The sequence below is a fragment of the Cupriavidus sp. 2SB genome, assembly GCF_005503625.1.
Taxonomy (GTDB): Bacteria; Pseudomonadota; Gammaproteobacteria; order Burkholderiales; family Burkholderiaceae; genus Cupriavidus.
The window spans coordinates 1-24,272 of the sequence record NZ_SCMX01000063.1; the positions used below are offsets into that span (position 1 = coordinate 1).

At 63.1% G+C, this 24,272-nt stretch carries 18 protein-coding genes; 16 read left to right on the forward strand and 2 right to left on the reverse strand.

Going from position 1 to position 24,272, the window contains the following annotated elements; all coding sequences use genetic code 11:
- Window positions 1–64: 64 nt before the first annotated feature.
- From hrpA to FFS21_RS23860, 6 genes are all read left to right on the forward strand, one after another.
- A complete protein-coding gene (hrpA, locus tag FFS21_RS23835) occupies window positions 65–4,132 on the forward strand; it encodes an ATP-dependent RNA helicase HrpA (protein WP_137927172.1) in 4,068 nt (1,355 codons plus the stop codon).
- 132 nt (window positions 4,133–4,264) lie between these two features.
- Window positions 4,265–5,245, forward strand: a complete 981-nt coding sequence (locus FFS21_RS23840; protein ID WP_137927173.1) for a YVTN family beta-propeller repeat protein — start codon at window positions 4,265–4,267, stop codon at window positions 5,243–5,245.
- A gap of 29 nt (window positions 5,246–5,274) precedes the next feature.
- Window positions 5,275–6,108, forward strand: coding sequence for a polysaccharide deacetylase family protein (locus tag FFS21_RS23845; protein ID WP_137927174.1), 834 nt, complete (start codon window positions 5,275–5,277; stop codon window positions 6,106–6,108).
- Window positions 6,108–7,103, forward strand: a complete 996-nt coding sequence (locus FFS21_RS23850) for a sterol desaturase family protein (RefSeq protein WP_137927175.1) — start codon at window positions 6,108–6,110, stop codon at window positions 7,101–7,103. Before FFS21_RS23845 ends, FFS21_RS23850 begins: the two co-directional genes overlap by 1 nt.
- Window positions 7,104–7,169: 66 nt before the next feature.
- Complete coding sequence (locus FFS21_RS23855) at window positions 7,170–8,042, forward strand: EI24 domain-containing protein (protein ID WP_137927176.1); 873 nt, start codon at window positions 7,170–7,172, stop codon at window positions 8,040–8,042.
- Window positions 8,043–8,054: 12 nt separating this feature from the next.
- The gene (locus tag FFS21_RS23860; RefSeq protein ID WP_137927177.1) at window positions 8,055–8,855 is read left to right on the forward strand and encodes a competence/damage-inducible protein A; all 801 of its coding nucleotides are present in this window, start codon (window positions 8,055–8,057) and stop codon (window positions 8,853–8,855) included.
- A gap of 86 nt (window positions 8,856–8,941) precedes the next feature.
- On the opposite strand, the gene FFS21_RS23865 is transcribed toward FFS21_RS23860, so the two are convergent.
- Window positions 8,942–9,406: a rhodanese-like domain-containing protein gene (locus FFS21_RS23865; protein WP_137927178.1), complete on the reverse strand. Its 465-nt coding sequence runs from the start codon at window positions 9,404–9,406 to the stop codon at window positions 8,942–8,944.
- A gap of 530 nt (window positions 9,407–9,936) precedes the next feature.
- Between FFS21_RS23865 and FFS21_RS23870 the strand changes: the two genes are divergently transcribed.
- From FFS21_RS23870 to ntrC, 4 genes are all read left to right on the forward strand, one after another.
- Window positions 9,937–11,352, forward strand: coding sequence for a 3-hydroxylaminophenol mutase (locus FFS21_RS23870; RefSeq protein ID WP_137927179.1), 1,416 nt, complete (start codon window positions 9,937–9,939; stop codon window positions 11,350–11,352).
- Between the two features lie 185 nt (window positions 11,353–11,537).
- A complete protein-coding gene (locus FFS21_RS23875; protein ID WP_237380293.1) occupies window positions 11,538–12,068 on the forward strand; it encodes a DUF4124 domain-containing protein in 531 nt (176 codons plus the stop codon).
- A 5-nt stretch (window positions 12,069–12,073) separates the two neighbouring features.
- Complete coding sequence (glnL, locus tag FFS21_RS23880; protein WP_137927180.1) at window positions 12,074–13,237, forward strand: nitrogen regulation protein NR(II); 1,164 nt, start codon at window positions 12,074–12,076, stop codon at window positions 13,235–13,237.
- Window positions 13,238–13,324: 87 nt separating this feature from the next.
- Window positions 13,325–14,884, forward strand: coding sequence for a nitrogen regulation protein NR(I) (gene ntrC / locus FFS21_RS23885; RefSeq protein ID WP_137927204.1), 1,560 nt, complete (start codon window positions 13,325–13,327; stop codon window positions 14,882–14,884).
- Between the two features lie 94 nt (window positions 14,885–14,978).
- On the opposite strand, the gene FFS21_RS23890 is transcribed toward ntrC, so the two are convergent.
- Window positions 14,979–15,782, reverse strand: a complete 804-nt coding sequence (locus tag FFS21_RS23890; protein WP_137927181.1) for an HAD-IIB family hydrolase — start codon at window positions 15,780–15,782, stop codon at window positions 14,979–14,981.
- Between the two features lie 207 nt (window positions 15,783–15,989).
- Here FFS21_RS23890 and ugpB point away from each other — a divergent pair, with 207 nt between their 5' ends.
- The 6 genes from ugpB (at window position 15,990) to FFS21_RS23920 (ending at window position 24,179) form a co-directional block, all read left to right on the forward strand.
- The gene (gene ugpB, locus FFS21_RS23895) at window positions 15,990–17,300 is read left to right on the forward strand and encodes a sn-glycerol-3-phosphate ABC transporter substrate-binding protein UgpB (RefSeq protein WP_137927182.1); all 1,311 of its coding nucleotides are present in this window, start codon (window positions 15,990–15,992) and stop codon (window positions 17,298–17,300) included.
- Window positions 17,301–17,411: 111 nt separating this feature from the next.
- Window positions 17,412–18,293, forward strand: a complete 882-nt coding sequence (ugpA, locus tag FFS21_RS23900) for a sn-glycerol-3-phosphate ABC transporter permease UgpA (RefSeq protein ID WP_137927183.1) — start codon at window positions 17,412–17,414, stop codon at window positions 18,291–18,293.
- 19 nt (window positions 18,294–18,312) lie between these two features.
- A complete protein-coding gene (gene ugpE, locus FFS21_RS23905) occupies window positions 18,313–19,161 on the forward strand; it encodes a sn-glycerol-3-phosphate ABC transporter permease UgpE (RefSeq protein ID WP_137927184.1) in 849 nt (282 codons plus the stop codon).
- Window positions 19,162–19,170: 9 nt separating this feature from the next.
- Entirely contained in the window at window positions 19,171–20,280 is a 1,110-nt protein-coding gene (locus FFS21_RS23910; RefSeq protein WP_137927185.1) for a sn-glycerol-3-phosphate import ATP-binding protein UgpC, read from the forward strand.
- Complete coding sequence (gene ugpQ, locus FFS21_RS23915; protein WP_137927186.1) at window positions 20,277–21,029, forward strand: glycerophosphodiester phosphodiesterase; 753 nt, start codon at window positions 20,277–20,279, stop codon at window positions 21,027–21,029. The genes FFS21_RS23910 and ugpQ overlap by 4 nt, the downstream gene beginning before the upstream one ends.
- A gap of 297 nt (window positions 21,030–21,326) precedes the next feature.
- Complete coding sequence (locus tag FFS21_RS23920; protein WP_137927187.1) at window positions 21,327–24,179, forward strand: 2-oxoglutarate dehydrogenase E1 component; 2,853 nt, start codon at window positions 21,327–21,329, stop codon at window positions 24,177–24,179.
- The last annotated feature ends 93 nt before the right edge of the window (window positions 24,180–24,272 follow it).

The following is a 24,272-nucleotide window of genomic DNA, read 5'->3' on the forward strand; positions in this document are numbered from 1 at the left end:
GGATCGGGGTCCTGTGCGGGGGAGTCGGTTCTGGCGTTCATGCGGCGGATTATAATCCCGGCCAATGTCAGCACAACGCCCCGCCAAACAAGCCCCGGCCCAGCCTGCCGCGGCCCCATCGAAATCGGCCAGCCAGCAGCCCGCTCCGCGTGACGCAGGCGGCGGCACGCGGCCGCCCCGTCTGCCGCAGAAGGCGCAGCAGAAGCCGCAGCCGATTCAGGCCGCCAAGCCGCAGCAGCAGGCCCGGCCGCCCCGGTCTCAAAAACCAACAGACGGCGCGCCTCGCCCGCCTCGTCTTCCGCGTGAGCCGCGTCCGCCACAGCCGGAGCGCTTGGCCAATCCGCTGCCTGAGATCACGTTCCCCGAGGCGCTGCCGGTTTCGGCCCGCCGCGACGAGATCGCGCAGGCCATGCGCGACAACCAGGTGGTTATCGTGTCCGGCGAGACCGGCTCGGGCAAGACCACGCAGTTGCCGAAGATCGCGCTGTCGATCGGGCGCGGGCCGGCGCGGGAAGGCAAGCCCGGCGGCGGGCTGATCGGCCACACGCAGCCCCGGCGGATCGCGGCCACGTCCACGGCCAAGCGAATCGCGCAGGAACTGGGCACGCCGGTGGGCGAGCACGTGGGTTACCAGGTGCGGTTCAACGATGCGATGTCCGCAGGCGCCTCTGTCAAGCTGATGACCGACGGCATCTTGCTGGCCGAGACGCAGAATGACCCGCTCCTGCGCGCCTATGACACGATCATCATCGACGAGGCGCACGAACGCAGCCTCAACATCGATTTCCTGATCGGCTACCTGCGCCAGATCCTGCCCAAGCGGCCGGATCTCAAGGTCATCATCACGTCGGCGACGATCGATGCAAAGCGCTTTGCCGAGCATTTCGCGCGCAATGGCAAGCCGGCGCCGGTGATCGAGGTCAGCGGACGGCTGTATCCCGTGGAAGTTCGCTACCGACCGATTCAGGAGGACAAGCCGGCCGACGCCCCGCCGAAGGGCGAGAAAGCACGCGAGCGCGACCTGTTCGATGGCATCGTCGACGCCGTGGACGAACTTTGCCGCCTGGGCCCGGGCGACGTACTGGTCTTCCTGCCTGGCGAGCGCGAAATCCGCGAGGCGGCCGAGGCGCTACGCAAGCACCATCCGCCGCATACGGAGATCCTGCCGCTGTTCGCGCGCTTGTCCGTGCAGGATCAGGAGCGCGTGTTCCGGCCATCCAACGCGCGCCGCATCGTGCTGGCCACCAACGTGGCGGAAACTTCGCTGACCGTGCCGGGCATCCGCTACGTCGTCGATACCGGGCTGGCGCGCGTGAAGCGGTATTCGTACCGCAACAAGGTCGAGCAACTCCAGGTCGAGTCGATTTCGCAAGCCGCCGCCAACCAGCGCGCGGGTCGTTGCGGCCGCGTGGCCGATGGCGTCTGTATCCGGCTCTACGAGGAAAGCGATTACCAGGGCCGTGCGCGCTTTACCGATCCGGAGATCCTGCGCTCGTCGCTGGCTGCCGTGATCCTGCGTATGAAGGCGCTGCGGCTCACCGATATCGAGGCGTTCCCGTTCATCGAGCCGCCGCTGGGCCGCGCCGTGGCCGACGGCTACCAGTTGCTGCAGGAACTGGGGGCGCTCGACGAATCGAATCAGCTCACGTCCACGGGCCGGCAAGTGGCCAAGTTGCCGCTGGACCCCCGCGTGGCCCGCATGATTCTGGCCGCGCGCGATCACCAGTGTCTGCGCGAGGTGCTGATCATCGCCAGCGCGCTGTCGGTGCAGGACCCGCGCGACCGTCCGCCCGATGCGCAGGAAGCCGCCGATCAGGCCCATCGCAAGTTCATGGACGAAAAGTCCGAGTTCCTCGGTTGGGTCAAGTTGTGGAAGTGGTTCGAGGAGGCGGTGGCACACAAGAAGACCAACCGCCAGTTGCAGGACCAGTGCCGCAGCAACTTCCTGTCGCACGTGCGGCTGCGCGAATGGCGCGATGTGCATTCGCAACTGCTGACCACGGTGAGTGAGCAGGGCTGGCGGCTCAACGAGAGCGAGCCGACCTTCGAACAGGTGCACAAGGCGCTGCTGACGGGCCTGCTCGGCAACGTCGGACTGAAACTCGACGAAGCCGACGGCAAGGGCCGCGAGTATCTGGGCGCGCGGGGGATCAAGTTCCACCTGTGGCCGGGTTCTCTGATCGCCCGCAAGGTGGGCCGCTGGATCATCGCCGCCGAACTGGTGGAGACCAGCCGCCTCTTTGCACGAACGCTGGCGCGCGTGGAACCCGAGTGGATTGAACAGGTGGGGCGCCACCTGCTCAACGTGAGCTGGAGCGAGCCGCACTGGGAAAAAAAGGCGGGACAGGTGGTGGCGATGGAGCGCGGCACGCTATATGGCCTGCCCGTGTACCAGCACCGGCGCGTGCATTTCGGGCCGATGAACCCGAAGGAAGCGCGCGAACTGTTTATCCGTGGTGCATTGGTGGAAGGCGAGTTCGATACGCGCCTGCCGTTCTTCGCCCATAACCAGCGTCTGGTGCGCGAGATCGAGAACCTGGAACACAAGTCGCGCCGGCAGGACGTGCTGGTAGACGACGCGCTGATCTATGCGTTCTACGATGGTGCGATTCCCGCCGACATCCACAACCAGGTGTCGTTCGAGCAGTGGTATCAGGCCGAGGCCGCGAAGCTGCCCAAGGACCGCAAGCTGCTGTACCTGAACCGCGACGAGCTGATGCGGCACGAGGCGGCCGGTATCACGACGGACCTGTTCCCGAAGATCCTGCCCGTGGCGGGTATCGACATGGGTTTGACGTACCACTTCGAGCCGGGCAGCCATCGTGATGGCGTGACGCTGACTGTGCCGCTCTACGCACTGAATCAGGTGCGGCCCGATCGCGCCGAATGGCTCGTGCCGGGCATGATCAAGGAGAAGGTGCACCTGCTGCTGAAATCGCTGCCGCAGAAACTGCGCCGTCACTGCGTGCCGCTGCCCGATTACGCAGCAGGTTTTGTCGATCGCCAGCCGTTTGGTGAGGGCGACCTGATCGACGTGCTGATTGCCGATATCCGCGCCGAGACCGGCACCATGATCCGCCGCGCCGATTTCAAGCTCGAGACGCTGCCAGTGCATCACACGATGAACTTCAAGGTCATCGACGAGCACGGCCGGCAACTCGACATGGGCCGCAACCTGGCCCAGTTGCGTGCCGAGTTCGGCGGACAGGCGCAGCAATCGTTCCAGAACATTGTCGCGCGCGATGTGCCGGCCGCGGAGGCGGGCCAGTACGAGAACCTGACCTCGTGGTCGTTCGGCGAATTGCCGGAACTGCTGGAAATCCGCAAGGGCAACCAGACGCTGTTTGGCTATCCGGCGCTGGTGGATCGCACCGATCATTGCGACGTGGAAGTCTTCGACGATCCGCAGGAAGCGGCGCGCATCCATCACGTGGGGCTGCGCCGGCTGTTTGCGCTGCAACTGCGCGAGCAGGTCAAGTTCATCGAGAAAAACATCCCCAACTTGCAACAGATGGCGATGCAGTACATGACGCTGGGGTCGCAGGAGGAACTGCGCAACCAGATCGTGCTGATGGCGCTGGAACGCGCCTGTCTGCAACCGCCGCTGCCGCGTAACGAATCCGAATTCAACGCGCGCAAGGAAGAGGGGCGGGCACGACTCTCGCTGCTGGCGCAGGAAATTGCCCGACTCGTCGGCACGATCCTGGCGGAGTACGCGGGTCTGCCACGCAAGCTGCTGCAGGCCAAGCCGCATGGTAGCGCCTATCAGGATCTGGAGGCGCAACTCGGTCGACTGATGAGCAAGTCATTCGTGGCCGATACGCCGTACAACCAGCTCGTCCACTTCCCGCGCTATCTCAAGGGTATGGCGATGCGCGTGGACAAGCTCAAGGGCGACCCGGGTCGCGACAGTCAGCGCACGCAGGAAATGTCGCCGCTGATCCAGCAATGGCAGCGCGCGGAGAAAATGCTGCGGTCGCAGGGCAGGGGCGCGGTGGTGGATGAGCGCATGGATGAGTTCCGCTGGATGCTGGAAGAACTGCGGATCGCACTGTTCGCGCAGGAACTGAGGACGCCGCAGCCCATGTCGGTGAAGCGGCTGCAGAAGGTTTGGGAGAGTATGCAGCGCTGAAAACCCGGCGGAAGCTGTCGCCGCCTCACATGTATCCAAATGTAAGTAACCCTAAAGATTCCTCTCAGTTCGTCAGCGCATTCCATAGCCGAAACGTTAGAATGCCCGGTTCGTATCGAAATCCACTGTCTTATGCTCGCGTTGCGTCGTGTCGTAGCTGTTTCGGTTGGCGCCCTGGCGCTGGCCTTGGTGTCCGCGCCGGCTCTCGCGGAAGTGGTCACCATCCTGAATTCAGGTGATGCTAGCGTCACCCTAATCGACAAGGATACCCAGAAGGTCATCGAGACCTTTCCGGTTGGCAAGGAGCCGCACCACCTGATCGCCACGCCGGACGACAAGTCGCTGATCGTGGCGAATGCCGTGGGCAACGATCTGGTGTTCTTGGATCCGGTGACCGGCAAGGTTCAGCAGCGCGTGCCGAATATCGACGATCCCTACCAGATCGGATTTTCCCCAGACAGCAAGTGGTTCATCGCCACCGGCAACCGCCTGGACCGCGTGGACGTGTACCGCTGGGATGGCCATCAGCTCAAGATCGCCAAGCAGTTCCCGTTGGCCAAAACGCCCAGTCACATCGCGTACACGGCAGACAGCAAGATCGCCTTCATCACGCTGCAGGATTCCAACCAGATTGCCGCCATCGACCTGAACACGCTGACGGTGATGTGGGTCATGGAAGCCGGTTCAGCACCCGCTGGCGTCTGGGTGACGCCGGATCAGAAATACCTGCTCGTGGGCATGACCGGCGCGGACTACGTGGCCGTCATTGACTGGCGCACGCGTACCGTGGTCAAGCAGATCCAGACTGGCAAGGGCGCGCACAATTTCCGCGCGGTGGGCGACAAGCGCCACCTGTTCCTGACCAACCGCGTGTCCGGCTCGATCAGCATCATCGACCAGCAGACGTTGTCCAAAGTGGGCGATATCACGGGTCTGCTGCCGGGGCCCGACGACATGGAGCTGACCGCGGACGGCAAGACGCTGTGGGTGACGTTCCGCTGGGCGCGCTCGGTGGGGTTGATCGACGTGGCCAGCCGCAAACTCGTGAAGACGATCCGTGTAGGTAAATCGCCGCACGGCATCTATTTCAAGACGCGCGCTCCGCTGTATTGATGGGTTGACACGTTCTTGCTGAGGACATCATGCGCAGCTTGATTTCGCGCATCGCCATGCTGGCTCTGGCATCTGCCAGCGCCGTGGCACTGGCAGCCGAGCCGGCGCGCCAGGCCGGCGCCTGCCGCGCCGGCACGCTCTACCTGACCTTCGACACCGGCAGCATGAGCCAGGCCGAACTGATTGCCCGGACGCTGCGCAAGCACCATATCCGGGCGACGTTCTTCCTGGCCAGCGAGCCGACCGTCAACAAGGACAACTCGCTCGATTCCACCTGGGCTTCGTACTGGAAATCGCTGGCCGCCGATGGCCACGCGTTCGGCACGCATACCTTCGATCACGTCTACCTGCGCAGCGTCCGCGAAGGCAAGGTCACGATGCGCCCGCAGTTCGGCGCACAGGCGGGACGCGACACGGTCATGACCGAGGCGTCTTTCTGCGCCGAACTGCGCCGCAGCGCGCAGGCATTCCAGTCGATGACCGGGCAGCAGATGGTGCCGCTCTGGCGCGCGCCGGGTGGCCGTACCGCGCCGCAGACGCTGGCCTGGGCCGAGCAGTGTGGCTTCAAGCACGTAGGCTGGGCGCCGGCAGGCTTCTTGGGCGACGAGTTGTCGTCCGAGAAATTTCCGAATCAGGCATTGCTCGACAAGGCACTGCGCGATCTTCGCGACGGTGACATCACGATGGCCCACCTCGGCATCTGGTCGCGCAAGGACCCCTGGGCGCCAGCCGTGCTCGAGCCGCTGATTACCGGACTCGAACAGAAGGGCTTCTGCTTCGCCACGTTGCGTGAGCATCCGCTATACCGGAACTGGATCGTGCAGCACGGGCCGGTTCAGGCCGGGGCGGGAGCGAAACAATAATGTGGGATGCCTTTACCAACTGGGTAAGCCTTTGGGTCGGCCAGATCGAAGCCACGGTGTTTCAGGATGCCATTCTGCCGCTGGTCTACAACCTCGGCTTCGGCGGTTACGCCGAGGATGCGTTCACAGGCACCGAATGGCTGCTGGTGGGTGTGGTGCAGATTGCCGTGATGTTCCTGATCCTCGGGCCGCTGGAAAAATTGCGCCCCGTGGAAGCCGTGACCGACCGCGCCGCGATCCGCACCGACATGCTCTACACGGTGATCCACCGGCTTGGACTGTTCCGGCTCGCCATGTTCTTCCTGCTGGCGCCGCTGATGGATGGCATCGAAGGCCATCTGCGCCTGCTCGGCTGGCAGCGTGTGAATGTGGAAGACTGGTGGCCCGCCGTGACTGCCATCCCGCTCGTCAGCTTCTTCGTCTACCTGCTGCTCTTCGACCTGCTCGACTACTGGTATCACCGGTTGTCGCACACCTACCGCTGGTGGTGGAGCCTGCACGCGGTGCATCACAGCCAGCGCCAGATGACGCTGTGGAGCGATAACCGCAATCACCTGCTTGACGATATCTTGCGCGACGCCGTGTTCGCGACCGTGGCACTGGCGGTGGGCGTGGAACCCTCGCAATACGTGCTGCTCGTGGCGCTGTCGCAGTTGCTGCAAAGTCTGCAGCACGCGAATCTGCGCGTGCACTTCGGCTGGCTGGGCGAGCGGCTGATCGTATCGCCGCGATTCCATCGCACGCACCACGCCATGGGACTGGGCCACGAGCGGCAGGGTGCCGATGGCCGCGCCGTGCGACTCGGCGGCTGCAACTACGGTGTGATTTTCCCGTGGTGGGACATGCTGTTCCGCACCGCCGTCTTCACGGAAGCCTATTACCCCACGGGCATCCGCGATCAGATGCCGCCCCCTGCTGGCAAAGGCCGCAGCTACGGCGCCGGTTTCCTGTCCCAGCAATGGCTGGGGATCAAGCGGCTGCTGCGGCTCGGGTGACATTTGGGAGGCGAAAGACGCACGGCGCTGTGCTAGGCTTTCAGGGCTTTCTCCACTCCTGATCGCATGAACGATATCTTCCGCGCGTTTGGCCGCGCTCTTGTCAGCCAGATGCATCCGCGCATGCTGATGCTGACCGTCATTCCCTTTGTCCTGGCCACCGTCCTCTGGGGCGGCTTGATCTGGTGGGGCTGGGAGCCAATCATGGGCACGGCCCGCACGTTGCTCGAAGGCTCCGTCTTCACGAGCTGGATCTATTCGATGCTCGACTGGCTCGGTCTGCAGTCGCTGCGTACGGTGGTGGCGCCGCTATTCGTGCTGACGCTGGCCATTCCGCTGGTGATCGCCTCGATGCTTGTCTTTATCAGCCTGTTCTCGGTGCCCGCCGTATTAAAGCACCTGGAGCGCAGCTATCCCGACCTGCACAAGGCGCGCGGAGGCAGCATCGCCGGCAGCGTGTTCCAGGCACTCGGCAACACCGTAGTGTTCCTGCTGCTGATCGTGATCACGCTGCCGCTGTGGCTGATCCCGCCGTTCTTCGCGCTGATTCCGCCCGTGCTCTGGGGTTGGCTGACCTACCGCGTGATGACCTACGACGCACTGGCCGAACATGCCACGGCGGAGGAGCGCAAGACACTCATGAAGCGGCATCGCGTGCCGCTACTGACCATGGGCGTGGTGGTGGGCCTGCTGGGCTCGGCGCCCACCTTGCTGTGGGTCTGGTCGGCTGTCATCATCTTCCTGTTTCCGGTCGTACTGGCCGGCACGCTGTGGCTCTACGTGCTGATCTTTATCTTCTCGGCGTTGTGGTTCGGCCATTTCTGCCTGCGCGCGCTGACGGACCTGCGTGCCGAGCGTGCCGCCATCACGCCGCCGCCAGCGGGGCCGGACGTTATCGACCTGGCGCCGTCGGACGTGCGCCGCATCGAACAATCCTGAAAGAGGGGCATCATGGGTTTCGGTCTGATTGTCATTGGCGACGAGATTCTCTCTGGCCGTCGCGAAGACAAGCACATGCGCCGCGCCATCGAGTTGCTGGCCGCGCGCGGCCTGGCACTGGACTGGGCCGAATACATCGGCGACGAGCGCGATCGCATCACGGCCACGCTGCGCCGCACGTTCGCGGGCTCGGACGTGGTGTTCTGCACGGGCGGCATTGGCGCCACGCCTGACGATCACACGCGCCAATGCGCGGCAGCAGCGCTGGGCGTGGAACTGGCTCTGCATCCTGATGCGCGCGAACAGATTGCGCTGCGCATCGCGGAGACGGCGGAAGGGGATCCGGTCAAGGCCGACCTGACCCGGCCCGAGAACCAGCATCGCTTCAAGATGGGCGAGTTTCCGGCGGGCGCCCGGATCATTCCGAACAGCTACAACCGTATTCCGGGTTTCTCTGTGGCCGATCACCATTTCATGCCTGGTTTCCCGGTCATGGCGTGGCCGATGATGGAATGGGTGCTCGATCACTACTACCCGTCGCTGTTCCATCGTGACGCGGAACAATCGCGCGCATTCTATGTGTTCGAGGCACCTGAATCGACGCTCACGCCGCTGATGGAGCAGGTGCAGGACACCTTCCCCGGCATCCGCGTGTTCAGCCTGCCGTCAGTCGGCGATGTCTCGCGCGGCGACCGCTTTGGACGACGCCATATCGATCTCGGCGTGAAGGGGCCGGCGGAGCTGGTGCCGGCGGCCTATGCGATGTTGCTGGGTGGGGTGTCTGCGATGGGGTTCGAGATCGTCGAGCAGTAGTAAAGACTTCGACATTCCCCTAGGCTTGCTTCCCTCTCCCGCCCCTCTCCCACTTCGCGGGAGAGGGGAGAGCGGCCATTCAAACCTCAAGCCCCAAACCAGGGCAACCCTCGCACGCACCAACCCTCCACCGTCTTGCGATGATGGTCCTCATCGCGCGGACCTTCGAAGCCTTCGAGTACGTCCATCGCAAACTGGTAGCCTGCCTCGGTGGCCACGCGTGCGGCATGCTTCGAGCGGGCAGCGCTGCGGCACAGGAACAGCACCGGGGCATCGGTGGGAACGCGGGCCTTAAGTTCGGCCACGAAGTTGGGGTTCTGCGTGCCGCCCGGATATGTCGACCACTCCACGTGAACCAGTTGCTCCTCCGGCAAGGCAACGCCACCCACCCAATCCAGTTCCGCCTGCGTGCGGACGTCCACGAGCACGGCCTTTGGGTCGGCCTGAAGTAGGGCATACGACTCTTGCGGTGTCAGCGCGCCGAAGTAGGCAAGCTGGCTCGATTGCTGGCGGTCGTGGGCAGTCTGCAAAAGGGTGTCTCGGGTAGTCATGTTTTCTGACGGCGTCAATGAGTGCGGCGGGGATATCTACGGCGGGATGCGCAAGGACAACAGGAGCAGGGCGCGGTCGGCAGGGGGCTGTGAACCTGCCCCGATCGGCGCTATTCTAGCGCGCGGCCGTTGCGACGGCCCGAAAAATGGCGGATGCCAGAACGCATCGTTTTGGTGCTGACGCAAGGGGAAGGCACTTGTATGGTGCGTTTCCTTGAGTTGCGCACCGTTATGGTGTTTCATGGGTGTCGAGCCCACGCCCACGGGCGGGGCCGATGTGATGTGGCCGACGCGGCAAAGTGGGTTCGCAGTCAGTTGTATGCAATCCGCGTCCCCCGTCTCAGTGCGATGGCGCCGGCCCCTGCACGTTTTTCGGGAAGTCCGTGCGATTGGCGGCCGTGGGACGGACTTCGTTGGCACGCTTTCTGCTAACATCCCTCGTCCCTTTTGGGTGGCCTGGATCGGTTCTTCGATCGGTCGCACCAACAATGGCTTTCTCAGACACCGCCTCGAATTTCCAGGAGATAGGCATGGCGCAGAGCGTTGCAGATGTGATGAAGCTCGTGAAGGAAAACGACGTCAAGTTCGTCGACTTCCGTTTCACGGATACCAAGGGCAAGGAACAGCACGTTTCGGTTCCGACGTCGCACTTCGACGAAGACAAGTTCGAAAGCGGCCATGCCTTTGACGGTTCGTCCATCGCCGGCTGGAAGGGTATCGAAGCATCGGACATGCTGCTGATGCCGGACTCGGGTACTGCTTACATCGACCCGTTCTATGAAGAACCGACCCTGGTCCTGACCTGCGACGTGATCGAACCGTCGGACGGCAAGGGCTACGACCGCGACCCGCGTTCGATCGCCAAGCGCGCCGAAGCCTACCTGAAGAGCACCGGCCTGGGCGACACCGCTTTCTTCGGTCCGGAACCCGAGTTCTTCATTTTCGACGGCGTGACCTGGAACATCGACATGCAGGGCTGCTCGGTGAAGATCCAGTCGGAAGAAGCACCGTGGTCGTCGGCCAAGGAATTCGAGCACGGCAACAGCGGTCACCGTCCGGGCAAGAAGGGCGGCTACTTCCCGGTTGCCCCGATCGACACGTTCCAGGACATGCGTTCGGAAATGTGCCTGATTCTCGAATCGCTGGGCATTCCCGTTGAAGTGCACCACCACGAAGTGGCTGGCCAGGGCCAGAACGAAATCGGCACGCGCTTCAGCACGCTGGTGCAACGCGCCGACTGGACGCAACTGCAGAAGTACGTGATCCAGAACGTGGCACACACGTATGGCAAGACCGCTACGTTCATGCCGAAGCCGATCGTTGGCGACAACGGTTCGGGCATGCACGTTCACCAGTCCGTGTGGAAGGACGGCCAGAACCTGTTCGCAGGCAACGGCTATGCCGGCCTGTCGGAATTCGCGCTGTACTACATCGGCGGCATCATCAAGCACGCCCGCGCGCTGAACGCCATCACCAACCCGGGTACGAACTCGTACAAGCGTCTGGTGCCGGGCTTCGAAGCGCCGGTGAAGCTGGCCTACTCGGCCCGTAACCGTTCGGCCTCGATCCGTATTCCGTACGTTGCCAACCCGAAGGGCCGCCGTATCGAAACGCGCTTCCCGGATCCGCTGATGAACCCGTACCTGGGCTTCTCGGCACTGCTGATGGCTGGCCTGGACGGCGTCATGAACAAGATCCACCCGGGCGAAGCGGCTGACAAGAACCTGTACGACCTGCCGCCGGAAGAAGACGCGAAGATCCCGACCGTCTGCTCGAGCCTCGACCAGTCCCTGGAGTACCTGGACAACGACCGCGAGTTCCTGACGCGCGGTGGTGTGTTCTCGAACTCGATGCTGGACGCCTACATCGAACTCAAGATGGAAGAAGTCACGCGTTTCCGCATGACCACTCACCCGATCGAGTTCGACATGTACTACTCGCTGTAAAGCGCGTCGTGCGTTGCCAGGTTGCGACCGGGCAACAGTTGCACCAGGAAGGGGCGGCTTCGGCTGTCCCTTTTTGTTTTGCAGAAGCGTTGATCGCTAGAATGGGGACTCTTTTCCTAACCTTCATGCCGATGTTCATGCAAGCGATTCCGAACCAGATCGACGGCCGCGCCGACAGCGTGCCAATGCACCAGATGCGGGTGGGTTTCACCATTCTGGTGATGGCCGTGACAAGCCTGCTGGCCGTGTGGAGCGCCCCAGCGCCTGCACAATCGTCGGATGTCTACATGTGCAAGGGTGCCGGTGGCGTGCCTGAGTACCGCAATGGCAATCCCGGCAACAGCAAGGACTGCAAGCGCCTGAACCTGCCGGATGTGGTCACCGTGCCCGGCACGCGCAGCGGTGGCGGTGCAACGTCGGGCGGCGCAGCCAAGGCAGCAGCCACTTCGCCGGCGGCGTTTCCGCGCGTGGATACCGCTACGCAGCGTAGCCGGGACGGCGAGCGCCGTGGCGTGCTGGAGCAGGAGCTGCAGAGCGAGGAAGCCAAGCTTGCCGGGTTGCGTGCCGAATACAACAACGGCGAACCCGAGCGCCAGGGCAACGAGCGCAACTATCAGAAATATCTCGATCGCACGGCACGGCTGCGCGATGACGTCGCGCGCAGCGAGGCCAACGTGGCATCGCTGAAGCGCGAATTGTCGACCCTCAAGGATTGAAAACAATGCGTCGCCTGATTCGCGGAGTCTCACGCAAAGTCACCGGAGCGGACCGCAAGCCGGATGCCGCCACGGCGGAGCCGCGCGAGGCCGATGTCGTGCCGCTGGGCGACGTGACCTTCCATCCCGGCCTGGACGTGGTGGCCAACCCCGTGCTGCTCGTGCGCCAGCCGGGCCTGCGCGTGGTGTATGCCAATCCGGCGGCCGAGGCCAGCTTTGCCATCTCCCGCAAGGCCATGGTGGAACTGACCTTGCCGGACCTGTTCGGTGAATCGGAAGAGCTTGATGCGATGATCGAGACGGTCATTGCGCGCCAGATCGACGTGCGCCGCCAGGACCTGATCCTGCGTCCGCCACTGCAGGAGGCGCTGCATGCGCACGTGGTGATTGGCGGCATCGAGGGCAGTGCCAGCACTGTGCTGGTGGAGATCCTGCTCAACGAGCAGAAGGTCAGGAGCGACCGTGAGGAACGCATCCTCGATCTCACTTCGGCCAACAAGGAACTGATCCGCAATCTGGCCCACGAGATCAAGAATCCGCTCGGTGGCATTCGTGGCGCGGCGCAGTTGCTGGAGTTCGAACTGCCCGAACGGGCGCTGCGCGAGTACACCCAGGTCATCATCAAGGAGTCCGACCGGCTGCAGACGCTGGTGGACCGGTTGCTGGAGCCGCATCGGCACCCGCATATCGTCTCGGACCTGAATATCCACGAGGTGCTGGAGCGCGTGCGCTCCGTGGTACTCGCGGAGTTCCCGAATGGGCTCGACATCGTGCGTGACTACGATGCCAGCCTGCCGGACCTGCGCGGCGACATGGAACAGTTGATCCAGGCTGTGCTGAACATCGTGCACAACGCGGCGCAGGCGCTGCACGAGCGTATTGCGGCGGGCGACGCGCAGATTGTCCTGCGCACTCGCGTGGCGCGCCAGGTCACGATTGCCAAGCGTTTGTACAAGCTGGCATTGGACTTGCATGTAACGGATAACGGCCCGGGCATCCCCGAGGACATACGCGAACGCATCTTCTACCCGCTGGTTTCGGGCAGGGATGGCGGAAGCGGTCTCGGTCTTACACTCGCTCAAACCTTCGTGCAGCAGCACGAGGGCTTGATCGAATGCGAGAGCCGGCCGGGCTGCACCGACTTCCGTATCCTGCTGCCGCTGCATTGATCGCCGGTTGTGCCACGGCGCTCCGGTGCGCGCGGACCAGCGGGTCACACGGGAGACCATATGACACCGAGCAGACAAGCGACGCACATGAAGCCGATCTGGATAGTCGACGACGATCAATCAATCCGCTGGGTCCTTGAAAAGGCCCTTGCACGTGAAAGCCTGCTCTCCCGCAGTTTTACCAATGTCCGCGACGTGCTCGCGGCGCTGGAAGAGGACGAGCCGCAGGTCCTGATTTCGGATATCCGCATGCCCGGCGGTTCCGGCCTCGACCTGTTGCAGGCCCTCAAGGCTCGCCATCCGGGGCTACCGGTCATCGTGATGACCGCCTACTCGGATCTGGATAGCGCCGTGGCGGCGTTCCAGGGCGGTGCGTTCGAGTACCTCGCCAAGCCATTCGACGTGGACAAGGCGGTGGAACTGATTCGCCGTGCGCTCGAAGAGAGCCTGCGCGAAGAAGAAATGGAGGACCGCCTTGTCGATGCGCCCGAGATCCTGGGCCAGGCGCCGGCGATGCAGGACGTATTCCGCGCGATCGGACGCCTGTCGCAGTCCAACGTCACAGTGATGATCACTGGCGAGTCAGGGACCGGCAAGGAGCTCGTCGCCCGCGCCCTGCACAAGCACAGTCCGCGTGCCAATGGCCCGTTCATCGCGCTGAACACTGCGGCGATTCCGAAAGACCTTCTCGAATCGGAACTGTTCGGCCATGAGCGCGGCGCGTTCACCGGCGCGCAGACCATGCGGCGTGGTCGATTCGAACAGGCCGAAGGCGGCACGCTGTTTCTCGATGAAATCGGCGATATGCCATTCGATCTCCAGACGCGATTGCTGCGTGTGCTGAGCGATGGCAATTTCTATCGCGTCGGTGGGCACAACCCGCTGCGTGCCAACGTGCGCGTGATTGCTGCCACCCACCAGAACCTGGAAACGCGCGTCAAGGAAGGGCTGTTCCGCGAGGACTTGTTTCACCGCCTGAACGTGATTCGCCTGCGCCTGCCGCCGCTGCGCGAGCGTCCGGAGGACATCACGCTGCTGGCACGCCATTTCCTGCAGAAGAGCGCCAAGGAGCTCGGCGTAGAACCGAAGCGTATGTCAGACGAGGCGCTGAGCTACGTCAGCACGCTGCCGTTCCCCGGCAACGTGCGCCAGCTGGAGAACCTCTGCAACTGGCTCACCGTGATGGCGCCGGCCCAGACGATCGAGGTCAAGGATCTGCCGCGCGAAATGATCGGCACGGGGACGGGCGACAGCCAGGCGCCGGCACGTTCCCTGGCAACGGAGTCGCGACCGGCCAGCGAATACGACGCGATCGAATCGCCCGACTACGGCATGCACGCGTCGGGCGATGGCGACATGATGGTGGCAACGCGTCCGCCCATGGTGATTCCTGGCCAGGCTGCCGCGCCGGTATTCGCGGCAGCGGCTATCGCGCAAAGCTGGGAAAACCTGCTGGCAGGCGAAGCGAAGTCGATGCTGGAAGCGGGTCAGCCCGAGGTGATGGATGTGCTGACGCGCCGTTTCGAAAAAGCCGTACTCGAAGCCGCACTAGGCGTCACCCGTGGCCGCCGTGTGGAAGCCGCAACGCGTCTGGGGATCGGTAGAAATACAATCACGCGGAAGCTGCAGGAGTTGGGGTTTGATTGAGTGGGTGTTTGATCCACTGATTGTTTTCTCCCTCTCCCGCTGATTCCTGTCTCCCCTCCCCGCTTGCGGGAGAGGGGAGAAAACCAGGGGCGTGTCAAAACCCCTGCACCCGCAACACCCGCTCCGCCATCTCCGCAAATCCCTCCCCACCCGCTGCTTCGGTGATATAAGCCGGCTTCATTGGCAGCTTGTCCAGGATGTCCCGGACGTTGGCCACGCCCACCGACAGCGGGAAATGTCCGAACATGGCCACGTCATTGGCGGAGTCGCCGATGAACAGCCATTCGTCGCGCTTCGCGTCGATATCGTCCCCGAGCAATTCCTCTACACAAAGCCGGCTCATCGAGAGCTTGTCGTGCGCGCCAAACCAGCCGTTCACGTGAATCGAGCTGACCGTGGCGGTCATGCCCGCGCCGCGCATCATGGCCGCAATCTTCTCAACGGCGGCCGGTGGCAACGGAGCTACGTCCTCCGCATGGTCGATTGCGAGGTCGGCGGCATGCCACGCCTGGTCCGAGGCCAGCGCACAGCCCGGGACTTCGCGCAGGATTTCCTGGCCCAGCGCATGGATCCGGTAGAGGTTCGCATCACGTGTGCTCGCATCGTCCAGGAAACGCGTCACAAGCTTGTTGTCAATGAGATGGGAGTAGAACGCGCCGTTTTCGCCGATGATTGCGTCGACGGGCCAGAGCCGTACCAGGATTTCGGCCCAGGCTATGCAGCGGCCGGTCACCGGGATCACATGCAGGCCGGCGCGCGACAGGCGGTCCAGCGCGAGATAGGTCGAGGCAGGCAGCCGGCCATCGGTGGTCAGCGTGCCGTCGATGTCGGTCAGGATGCCGCGCACGCGGCGGAGGGCGGCGTCGGGGAGCGATGCGAAGGAAATCGGTGCGGTCATGGCGGCGCATTGTAGCTGGCAGCGGGAGAGCGTGGCACCCGCCATCGCCTGACGTCAATATGCTGCAACATCGGCCGCAGCAAGAAGGGTTTGCCCGGTGTCGCATGACAATCAGGCGGCGTAACATGCCTGTCACAAAAAATGCATACAGTCGGTCGCTTTTTCAAAAAAATCGACGGACCGAACCAAGCCTCAGGAGAATTGCCCATGTCCTTGCCACGCACTGTGTTGAAGTTCGCCGCTGCCGCCAGCCTCGCGCTGGCCGGCACCGCCCATGCTGCTGTCGAAATCCAGTGGTGGCACGCCATGGCGGGCGCGCTGAATGACAAGGTCAACGAGATCGCGACCAAGTTCAACGCGAGCCAGTCCGAGTACAAGATCGTGCCGGTCAACAAGGGTAACTACGACGAGGCCATGGCGGCCGGCATTGCAGCCTTCCGCGCGGGCAGCGCACCGGCCATCCTGCAGGTCTTCGAAGTCGGTACGGCAACGATGATGAGCGCCAAGGGCGCAATCAAGCCCGTGTCCGTCGTCATGAAGGAAGCCGGCGAGAAGTTCGACCAGAAGGCGTACATCCCGGCCGTGGCGGGCTACTACACCTCGGCCAAGGGCGAGATGCTGTCGTTCCCGTTCAACAGCTCGACGACGGTCTTCTATTACAACAAGGACGCCTTCAAGAAGGCCGGCCTGACCGACGCCCCGAAGACGTGGCCCGAAGTGATGCAGTACTCGGCCAAGCTCAAGGCGGCCGGCGTGAACTGCGCGTACACCACCGACTGGCAGAGCTGGGTACACCTGGAAAGTTTCTCGGCGTGGCACAACACGCTGTTCGCCAGCAAGAACAACGGGTTCGGCGGCACCGACGCCCGCCTGGTGTTCAACAGCCCGCTGCACGTCAAGCACATCACGAACCTGCAGGACATGGTCAAGAAGGGCTACTTCAGCTACGGCGGCCGCAAGGCGGAGTCGCAGGCCAAGTTCTACAACGGCGAGTGCGCGATGTTCACGGGCTCGTCGGCTTCGCTGGCCAACATTCGCAAGAACGCCAAGTTCCAGTTCGGCGTAGCGCAGCTGCCCTACTATGCGGACGTGCAGGGCGCCCCGCAGAACACCATCATCGGCGGCGCGTCGCTGTGGGTGATGGGCGGCAAGAAGGCCGAGGAATACAAGGGCGTGGCCAAGTTCTTCACGTTCCTGTCCAAACCGGAGATCCAGTCCGACTGGCACCAGGCCACCGGCTACCTGCCGCTGACGATGGAAGCCTACGAACTGACCAAGAAGTCCGGCTACTATGAGAAGAACCCTGGCGCGGACGTGTCGGTGCAACAGATGATCGTGAAGACCACCGACAAGTCGCGTGGCGTGCGCCTGGGCAACCTGGTGCAGATCCGTACGATCATCGACGAGGAACTCGAAGCGGTGTGGGCCGGCAAGAAGGAACCGAAAGCTGCGCTGGACACCGCCATCGCACGTGGTAACGAGCAACTGGAACGCTTCCAGAAGACGGCCAAGGAATAAGGTCTTCGGGGCAAATCGCCTGAAGGTCTGAGGCGGGCGGCGGCAACACCGTCGCCCGCTTGCGTTATAGAGCCGGACTAGAAATCCGACTCGAACTCGGGACCCTGAAAGATGGAAAAACGCGTTGTCTTCCGGTCGCCGTGGTTGCCGTATCTGCTGGTACTGCCGCAGATCGTCATCACGCTGGTCTTTTTCTTCCTGCCCGCCGGGCAGGCGCTGTGGCAATCGATGCTTCAGCAGGATGCCTTCGGCATCAGCCTCGACTTTGTCGGGTTCGATAATTTCCTCACGCTCTGGAATGACCCGCAGTACGTGGAATCCTTCCAGACGACGGGTATCTTTGCAGTGGGCGTGACCGTAGTAGGCCTGTCCGTGGCACTGCTGCTGGCGTATTTTGCCGATCGCGTCGTGCGCGCGGCCACTGGCTACAAGACGCTGCTGATCTGGCCCTACGCGGTGGCACCGGCCATGGCCGGCGTGCTGTGGATGTTCATGTTCAATCCGACGCTCGGCGTGGTCTCGTACGCGCTGCGCCAGATGGGCGTGGACTGGAACTTCCTGCTGAACGGCAACCAGGCATTGCTGCTTGTGGTGCTGGCCGCGGCGTGGAAGCAGATCAGCTACAACTTCCTGTTCTTCCTGGCCGGTCTGCAGAGCATTCCGAAATCGCTGATCGAAGCGGCTGCCATCGACGGGGCAGGACCGTGGAAACGCTTCTGGTCCATTATTTTCCCGCTGCTGTCGCCGACCACGTTCTTCCTGCTGGTGATCAACGTGGTCTACGCGTTCTTCGACACCTTCGCCATCATCGATGCCGTTACGCACGGGGGTCCGTTCAACTCGACGAACACGCTTGTCTACAAGGTGTTCCACGACGGCTTCCGTGGGATGGATATCGGCGGCTCGGCGGCCCAGTCCGTGGTGCTGATGGTGATCGTGATCGCGCTGACCGTGGTGCAGTTCCGCTTCGTGGAACGCAAGGTCCAGTACTGACAGGCACAGGAGAAACGCAATGGTAGAACGTCGTCCTGTACTGGACTTCATCACGCACCTGGTGCTCATCGTCGGCATTGCCGTGGTGGCATTCCCGGTGTACCTGACCTTCGTGGCATCGACGCTGACCGCCGAGCAGGTGCTTGACGCGCCGATGACGCTGATCCCGGGCAGCCACCTGATCGAAAACTATCGCACCGTGCTGTTCCAGGGCGTGGGCGAGGCCGCATCGCCGGTCACCACGATGATGAAGAACAGCCTGATCATGGCGCTCGGCATCGCGGTGGGCAAGATTGCCATCTCGATCATCTCGGCCTTCGCTATCGTCTATTTCAAGTTTCGGCTGCGCAAGACCTTCTTCTGGATGATCTTCATCACGTTGATGCTGCCGGTGGAAGTGCGGATCTTGCCGACATACAAGGTGGTGTCGGATCTGGGCATGCTGGATAGCTACTTCGGCCTGACTATCCCGATCATCGCGTCGGCCACGGCCACGTTCCTGTTCCGGCAGTTCTTCCTGACGATCCCGGACGAGCTGGCCGAGGCGGCACGAATCGACGGTGCCGGGCCGCTGCGGTTCTTCTGGGATGTCTTGCTGCCGCTATCGCGTACAAGTATCGCGGCACTGTTCGTGATCCAGTTCATCTACGGTTGGAACCAGTATCTCTGGCCGCTGCTGATTACCACGCAGAAGTCGATGACCCCGGTGGTGGTGGGGGTGACGCAGATGGTGTCCCGGTCCGGCGATGCCGCCACCGACTGGAACCTCGTGATGGCTACCGTGATGCTGGCGATGATTCCGCCGGCCGTGGTGGTGGTGTTGATGCAACGCTGGTTCGTCAAGGGCCTCGTGGAAACGGAAAAATAAGGTCAAAGCATGGCAAAGCTGTCTCTACGTAACGTACAGAAAACCTACCCCGGCGGCACGCAGGTGGTGCATGGCATCGATATGGAGATCGCCGACGGCGAGTTCATCGTGATCGTCGGGCCGTCCGGCTGCGGAAAGTCCACGCTGCTGCGCATGGTGGCGGGACTCGAAACAATTTCCGGCGGCGAGGTGCATATCGGTGAGAAGGTCGTCAACGACCTGGAGCCGGCGGCACGCGACATCGCCATGGTGTTCCAGAACTACGCGCTGTATCCGCATATGAGCGTGTACGACAACATGGCCTACGGTCTCAAGATCCGGGGCATGGCGAAGGCCGAGATCGCACAGCGCGTGAACCACGCCGCGGGCATCCTGGAACTGGCGCCGTTGCTGGAACGCAAGCCGCGTGCGCTGTCGGGTGGCCAGCGCCAGCGCGTGGCGATGGGGCGTGCCATCGTGCGCGAGCCTTCGGTCTTCCTGTTCGATGAGCCGCTGTCCAACCTTGATGCCAAGCTGCGCGTTCAGATGCGGCTGGAGCTCAAGGAACTGCATCGCCGCCTGCGCACGACCAGCCTCTATGTGACTCACGACCAGGTCGAGGCCATGACGCTGGCAGACCGCATGATGGTGCTCAACGGTGGTCGGGTCGAGCAGATCGGCACGCCGCTGGACGTCTACGCCAAGCCGGCCAGCACGTTTGTGGCGAGCTTTATCGGATCGCCGCCGATGAATCTCGTGCCGGTGGTGCGCGAGGGTGCGGGGCAGGGCGGCGAGGCTCGCATGCGTGTCGTGCCGAAGGAAGGGCAGGCGGGTTCCGCCACGCTGGGCCATTTGCCAATGGGTTTGCATCTGCCCGGTGAGGCGCTGCTGGGTCTGCGTCCCGAACACGTGGAGCCGTGCGCGACGCACGAGGCCATCGCCGAAGTCGACGTCCGTGTCGTGGAGGCGCTCGGTGCCGATTCCTATGCATATGGCACCCTGGGTGGCCAGCCGATCGTAGTCCGGCTGGATACGCACATGCCCGTGCGCGCCGGCGACAAGTTGCCGATCACCGCATCGGCCGAGCATCTGCATTTCTTCGACACGCAAAGCGGCAAGCGAATCGAGGCGCTGGCATGACCCAAGCCGCTTGGCCGTATCCACGCCATATTGCCCATCGCGGCGCCGGCAAGCTGGCGCCCGAGAACACGCTGGCGGCGTTCCGGCATGGGGCGTCATTCGGCTATCGCATGTTCGAATTCGACGTGAAGCTGTCCGGCGACGGCAAGGCCGTGCTGATACACGACGCTACGCTGGACCGCACCACCTCGGGCAGCGGTCGCGTCGATGCGCTGACGCTTGGCGAGCTGGCCGCGCTCGACGCCGGAAGCTGGCATGGCCCGGCGTTCGCCGGCGAGCCAGTGCCGACGCTCGCCGCCATTGCCCGGTACACGCAAGCCAACGGCTTCCTGGTCAATATCGAGATCAAGCCCGTGCCGGGTACGGAGTACCGGACTGGTGCTGCAGTGGCGCTTGATGCACTCTCGCTGTGGAGAGACGCGGCGGTGCCGCCGCTGTTGTCGTCCTTTTCCGAGGCGGCGCTAGAAGCTGCGCACCAAGTGGCGCCAGCGCTGCCGCGCGCGCTGCTGCTCGACAAGTTGCCGCCCGACTGGCTCGACCGCCTGCGGCGTCTGGACTGCGTGGCGCTCGACGCCAACCATCGCGAACTCGATGCCGCCGTCATCGGGCAGGCTCATGCGGCGGGATTCAAGGTCTTGTGCTACACGGTCAATGACGAAACTCGCGCAAACCACCTGCTGGGGTGGGGTCTGGACGGGCTGATCACGGACGCAGTGGACCGGATTGCGCCGGATCGTATAGGCCCCTGATCAAAGTGTCTCGATTTTGCATCACGAAAAGTCCCCACTGTCGATGGGATAACGTGCTATTCTTTTGCGAGTGAAGACTTAGGTCCTTCCCCGCACAACTGACCCTTCCGGGTCTGGCGGTGAGGCCGAAGACCAACGGCACCCGGGCAATACATATTCCCGTCGGTGCCGTTCGTTCAAGGTATCGCAGTCAGTATCCTCAAGAGTTGTTTGCAATCCGCTAACCGGTCAAGCCGTGTCGCGGAAGGTTGATGAACCCGCTTAACTCCGGCATTCCCGGAGAATAGTGAGCGCCCCATGATGCAGCAGTATCAGAGCAATTCGTACCTCTTCGGCGGCAACGCCCCCTATGTGGAAGAGCTGTACGAGGCCTACCTCCAGAATCCCAGCTCGGTTCCCGACAACTGGCGCGCGTATTTCGACGCGATGCAGAATGTCCCGGCTGTGGACGGTTCCAACGCCCGCGACATCCCCCACGCACCGATCGTTGCCTCGTTCGCCGAGCGCGCCAAGCAGGGTCCCATCAAGACCATTGTTGCCTCGGCCGATTCCGACATGGGCCGCAAGCGCGTCGCTGCAACCCAGCTGATCGCCGCCTACCGCAACATCGGATCGCACTGGGCCGACCTCGATCCGCTCAAGCGCCAGGAGCGTCCGCCCCTGCCGGATCTGGACCCGGCGTTCTACGGTTTCTCCGAGGCTGACCTCGACATCGTCTTCAATGCCAGCAACACGTATTTCGGCAAGGAGTCGATGAGCCTGCGCGAGTTGCTCAACAATCTGCGCGAGACCTACTGCGGCACCATTGGCGCCGAGTTCATGTACGTGAGCGACCAGGCGCAGAAGCGCTGGTGGCAGGAACGCCTGGAAACCACGCGTTCCAAGCCGGTGTTCACGCTGGAGAAGAAGCAGCACATCCTCGACCGCCTGACCGCGGCCGAAGGCCTGGAGCGCTTCCTCCACACCAAGTACGTTGGCCAGAAGCGCTTCTCGCTGGAAGGCGGCGAAAGCTTCATCGCCGCCATGGACGAAATGATCCAGCACGCCGGTTCGAAGGGCGTGCAGGAAATCGTGATCGGCATGGCCCACCGTGGGCGTCTGAACGTGCTGGTCAACACGCTGGGCAAGATGCCGGCTGACCTGTTTGCCGAATTCGAAGGCAAGCACGTCGACGACCTGCCGGCCGGTGACGTGAAGTATCACAAGGGCTTCTCGAGCGATGTCTCGACCGAAGGCGGCCCGGTTCACCTGTCGCTCGCATTCAACCCGTCGCACCTGGAAATCGTCAACCCGGTGGTGGAAGGCTCGTCCAAGGCGCGCCAGGAACGCCGTGGCGATGCTGGCCACAAGGAAGTGCTGCCGGTGCAGGTGCACGGCGACGCGGCCTTCGCCGGCCAGGGCGTCGTGATGGAAACGCTGAACCTCGCGCAGACCCGTGGCTACGGCACGGGCGGCACGATGCACATCGTCATCAACAACCAGATCGGCTTCACGACCTCGGACCCGCGCGATGCGCGCTCGACGCTGTATTGCACGGACGTGGTCAAGATGATCGAAGCGCCGGTGCTGCACGTGAATGGCGACGATCCCGAAGCCGTGGTGTACGCCATGCAACTGGCTGTTGACTTCCGTATGGAATTCAACAAGGACGTTGTGGTCGACATCATCTGTTTCCGCAAGCTGGGCCACAACGAGCAGGACACCCCTGCCATGACCCAGCCGCTGATGTACAAGAAGATTTCCCAGCATCCGGGCACGCGCAAGCTGTACGCCGACAAGCTCGTCGCACAGAACCTGACCGCCGCATCGTTTGGTGACGACAAGGTCAAGGAATACCGCAACGCGATGGATGCGGGCAAGCATACGGCCGACCCGGTCCTGTCGAACTTCAAGAACAAGTTCGCCGTGGACTGGATGCCGTTCCTGAACCGCAAGTGGACCGACGCTGCCGACACCGCCGTGCCGGTGACCGAACTGAAGCGCCTGGCCGAGCGGATCACCACGATCCCCGAACACCTGAAGCTGCACCCGCTGGTCGAGAAGGTCATCAAGGACCGCTCGAACATGGGCCGTGGCGACCAGATGCTGGACTGGGGCATGGGTGAGCACCTGGCCTTCGCCTCGCTGGTGGCGTCGGGCTACCCGGTCCGTATCACGGGTCAGGATGCCGGCCGTGGCACCTTCACGCACCGTCACGCCGTGCTGCACGACCAGGCACGCGAGCGTTGGGATGCGGGCTCGTATATTCCGCTGCAGAACGTGTCCGAGAACCAGGCACCGTTCACGGTGATCGACTCGGTGCTGTCCGAAGAAGCCGTGCTCGGCTTCGAATACGGTTACTCGACTGCCGAGCCGAATGCGCTGGTGATCTGGGAAGCCCAGTTCGGTGACTTCGTCAACGGTGCCCAGGTGGTGATCGACCAGTTCATCTCGTCCGGCGAAGTGAAGTGGGGTCGCGCCTCGGGCCTGACGATGATGCTGCCGCACGGCTACGAAGGCCAGGGTCCGGAACACAGCTCGGCCCGTATCGAGCGTTTCCTGCAGCTCTGCGCGGACCACAACATGCAAGTGGTCCAGCCGACGACTCCGGCCCAGATCTTCCACCTGCTGCGTCGCCAGATGATCCGTCTGTTCCGCAAGCCGCTGGTGATCATGACGCCGAAGTCGCTGCTGCGTAGCAAGGACGCCGTGTCGCCGCTGTCCGATCTGGCCAAGGGTCATTTCGAGACCGTGATCCCCGATCACGAGGAACTGAACGCCAGCAAGGTCAAGCGCGTGATCATGTGCTCGGGCAAGGTCTACTACGACCTGGTCAACACCCGCAAGGAGCGCGAAGTCACCGATACGGCCATCATCCGCCTGGAACAGCTCTACCCGTTCCCGCACAAGGCTGTGGCAGCAGAACTCAAGAAGTACTCCGGCGCGACCGAAATCGTGTGGTGCCAGGACGAGCCGCAGAACCAGGGCGCCTGGTTCTTCGTCCAGCACTACATCATGGAAAACATGACGGAAGGCCAGAAGCTCGGTTATGCCGGTCGTCCTGCCTCGGCTTCGCCGGCGGTGGGCTACTACGCAAAGCACAACGAGCAACAGAAGGCGCTGCTGGACGCGGCGTTCTCGAAGCTCAAGGGCTTTGTTCTGACCAAGTAATTCGTTGGTACCCCGCGAGCGCGCACAGGGATGCGCATCGCGGGGCTACCTGCCCGAAACGAAACACATACGCATACATCGAGGAAATACCAA

Excerpts from the sequence above, each read along its gene's own strand:
- hrpA (WP_137927172.1), top strand. The coding sequence starts at position 65 with ATGTCAGCACAACGCCCCGCCAAACAAGCCCCGGCCCAGCCTGCCGCG.
- FFS21_RS23840 (WP_137927173.1), top strand. The coding sequence starts at position 4,265 with ATGCTCGCGTTGCGTCGTGTCGTAGCTGTTTCGGTTGGCGCCCTGGCG.
- FFS21_RS23845 (WP_137927174.1), top strand. The coding sequence starts at position 5,275 with ATGCGCAGCTTGATTTCGCGCATCGCCATGCTGGCTCTGGCATCTGCC.
- FFS21_RS23850 (WP_137927175.1), top strand. The coding sequence starts at position 6,108 with ATGTGGGATGCCTTTACCAACTGGGTAAGCCTTTGGGTCGGCCAGATC.
- FFS21_RS23855 (WP_137927176.1), top strand. The coding sequence starts at position 7,170 with ATGAACGATATCTTCCGCGCGTTTGGCCGCGCTCTTGTCAGCCAGATG.
- FFS21_RS23860 (WP_137927177.1), top strand. The coding sequence starts at position 8,055 with ATGGGTTTCGGTCTGATTGTCATTGGCGACGAGATTCTCTCTGGCCGT.
- FFS21_RS23865 (WP_137927178.1), bottom strand. The coding sequence starts at position 9,406 with ATGACTACCCGAGACACCCTTTTGCAGACTGCCCACGACCGCCAGCAA.
- FFS21_RS23870 (WP_137927179.1), top strand. The coding sequence starts at position 9,937 with ATGGCGCAGAGCGTTGCAGATGTGATGAAGCTCGTGAAGGAAAACGAC.
- FFS21_RS23875 (WP_237380293.1), top strand. The coding sequence starts at position 11,538 with ATGCACCAGATGCGGGTGGGTTTCACCATTCTGGTGATGGCCGTGACA.
- glnL (WP_137927180.1), top strand. The coding sequence starts at position 12,074 with ATGCGTCGCCTGATTCGCGGAGTCTCACGCAAAGTCACCGGAGCGGAC.
- ntrC (WP_137927204.1), top strand. The coding sequence starts at position 13,325 with ATGAAGCCGATCTGGATAGTCGACGACGATCAATCAATCCGCTGGGTC.
- FFS21_RS23890 (WP_137927181.1), bottom strand. The coding sequence starts at position 15,782 with ATGACCGCACCGATTTCCTTCGCATCGCTCCCCGACGCCGCCCTCCGC.
- ugpB (WP_137927182.1), top strand. The coding sequence starts at position 15,990 with ATGTCCTTGCCACGCACTGTGTTGAAGTTCGCCGCTGCCGCCAGCCTC.
- ugpA (WP_137927183.1), top strand. The coding sequence starts at position 17,412 with ATGGAAAAACGCGTTGTCTTCCGGTCGCCGTGGTTGCCGTATCTGCTG.
- ugpE (WP_137927184.1), top strand. The coding sequence starts at position 18,313 with ATGGTAGAACGTCGTCCTGTACTGGACTTCATCACGCACCTGGTGCTC.
- FFS21_RS23910 (WP_137927185.1), top strand. The coding sequence starts at position 19,171 with ATGGCAAAGCTGTCTCTACGTAACGTACAGAAAACCTACCCCGGCGGC.
- ugpQ (WP_137927186.1), top strand. The coding sequence starts at position 20,277 with ATGACCCAAGCCGCTTGGCCGTATCCACGCCATATTGCCCATCGCGGC.
- FFS21_RS23920 (WP_137927187.1), top strand. The coding sequence starts at position 21,327 with ATGATGCAGCAGTATCAGAGCAATTCGTACCTCTTCGGCGGCAACGCC.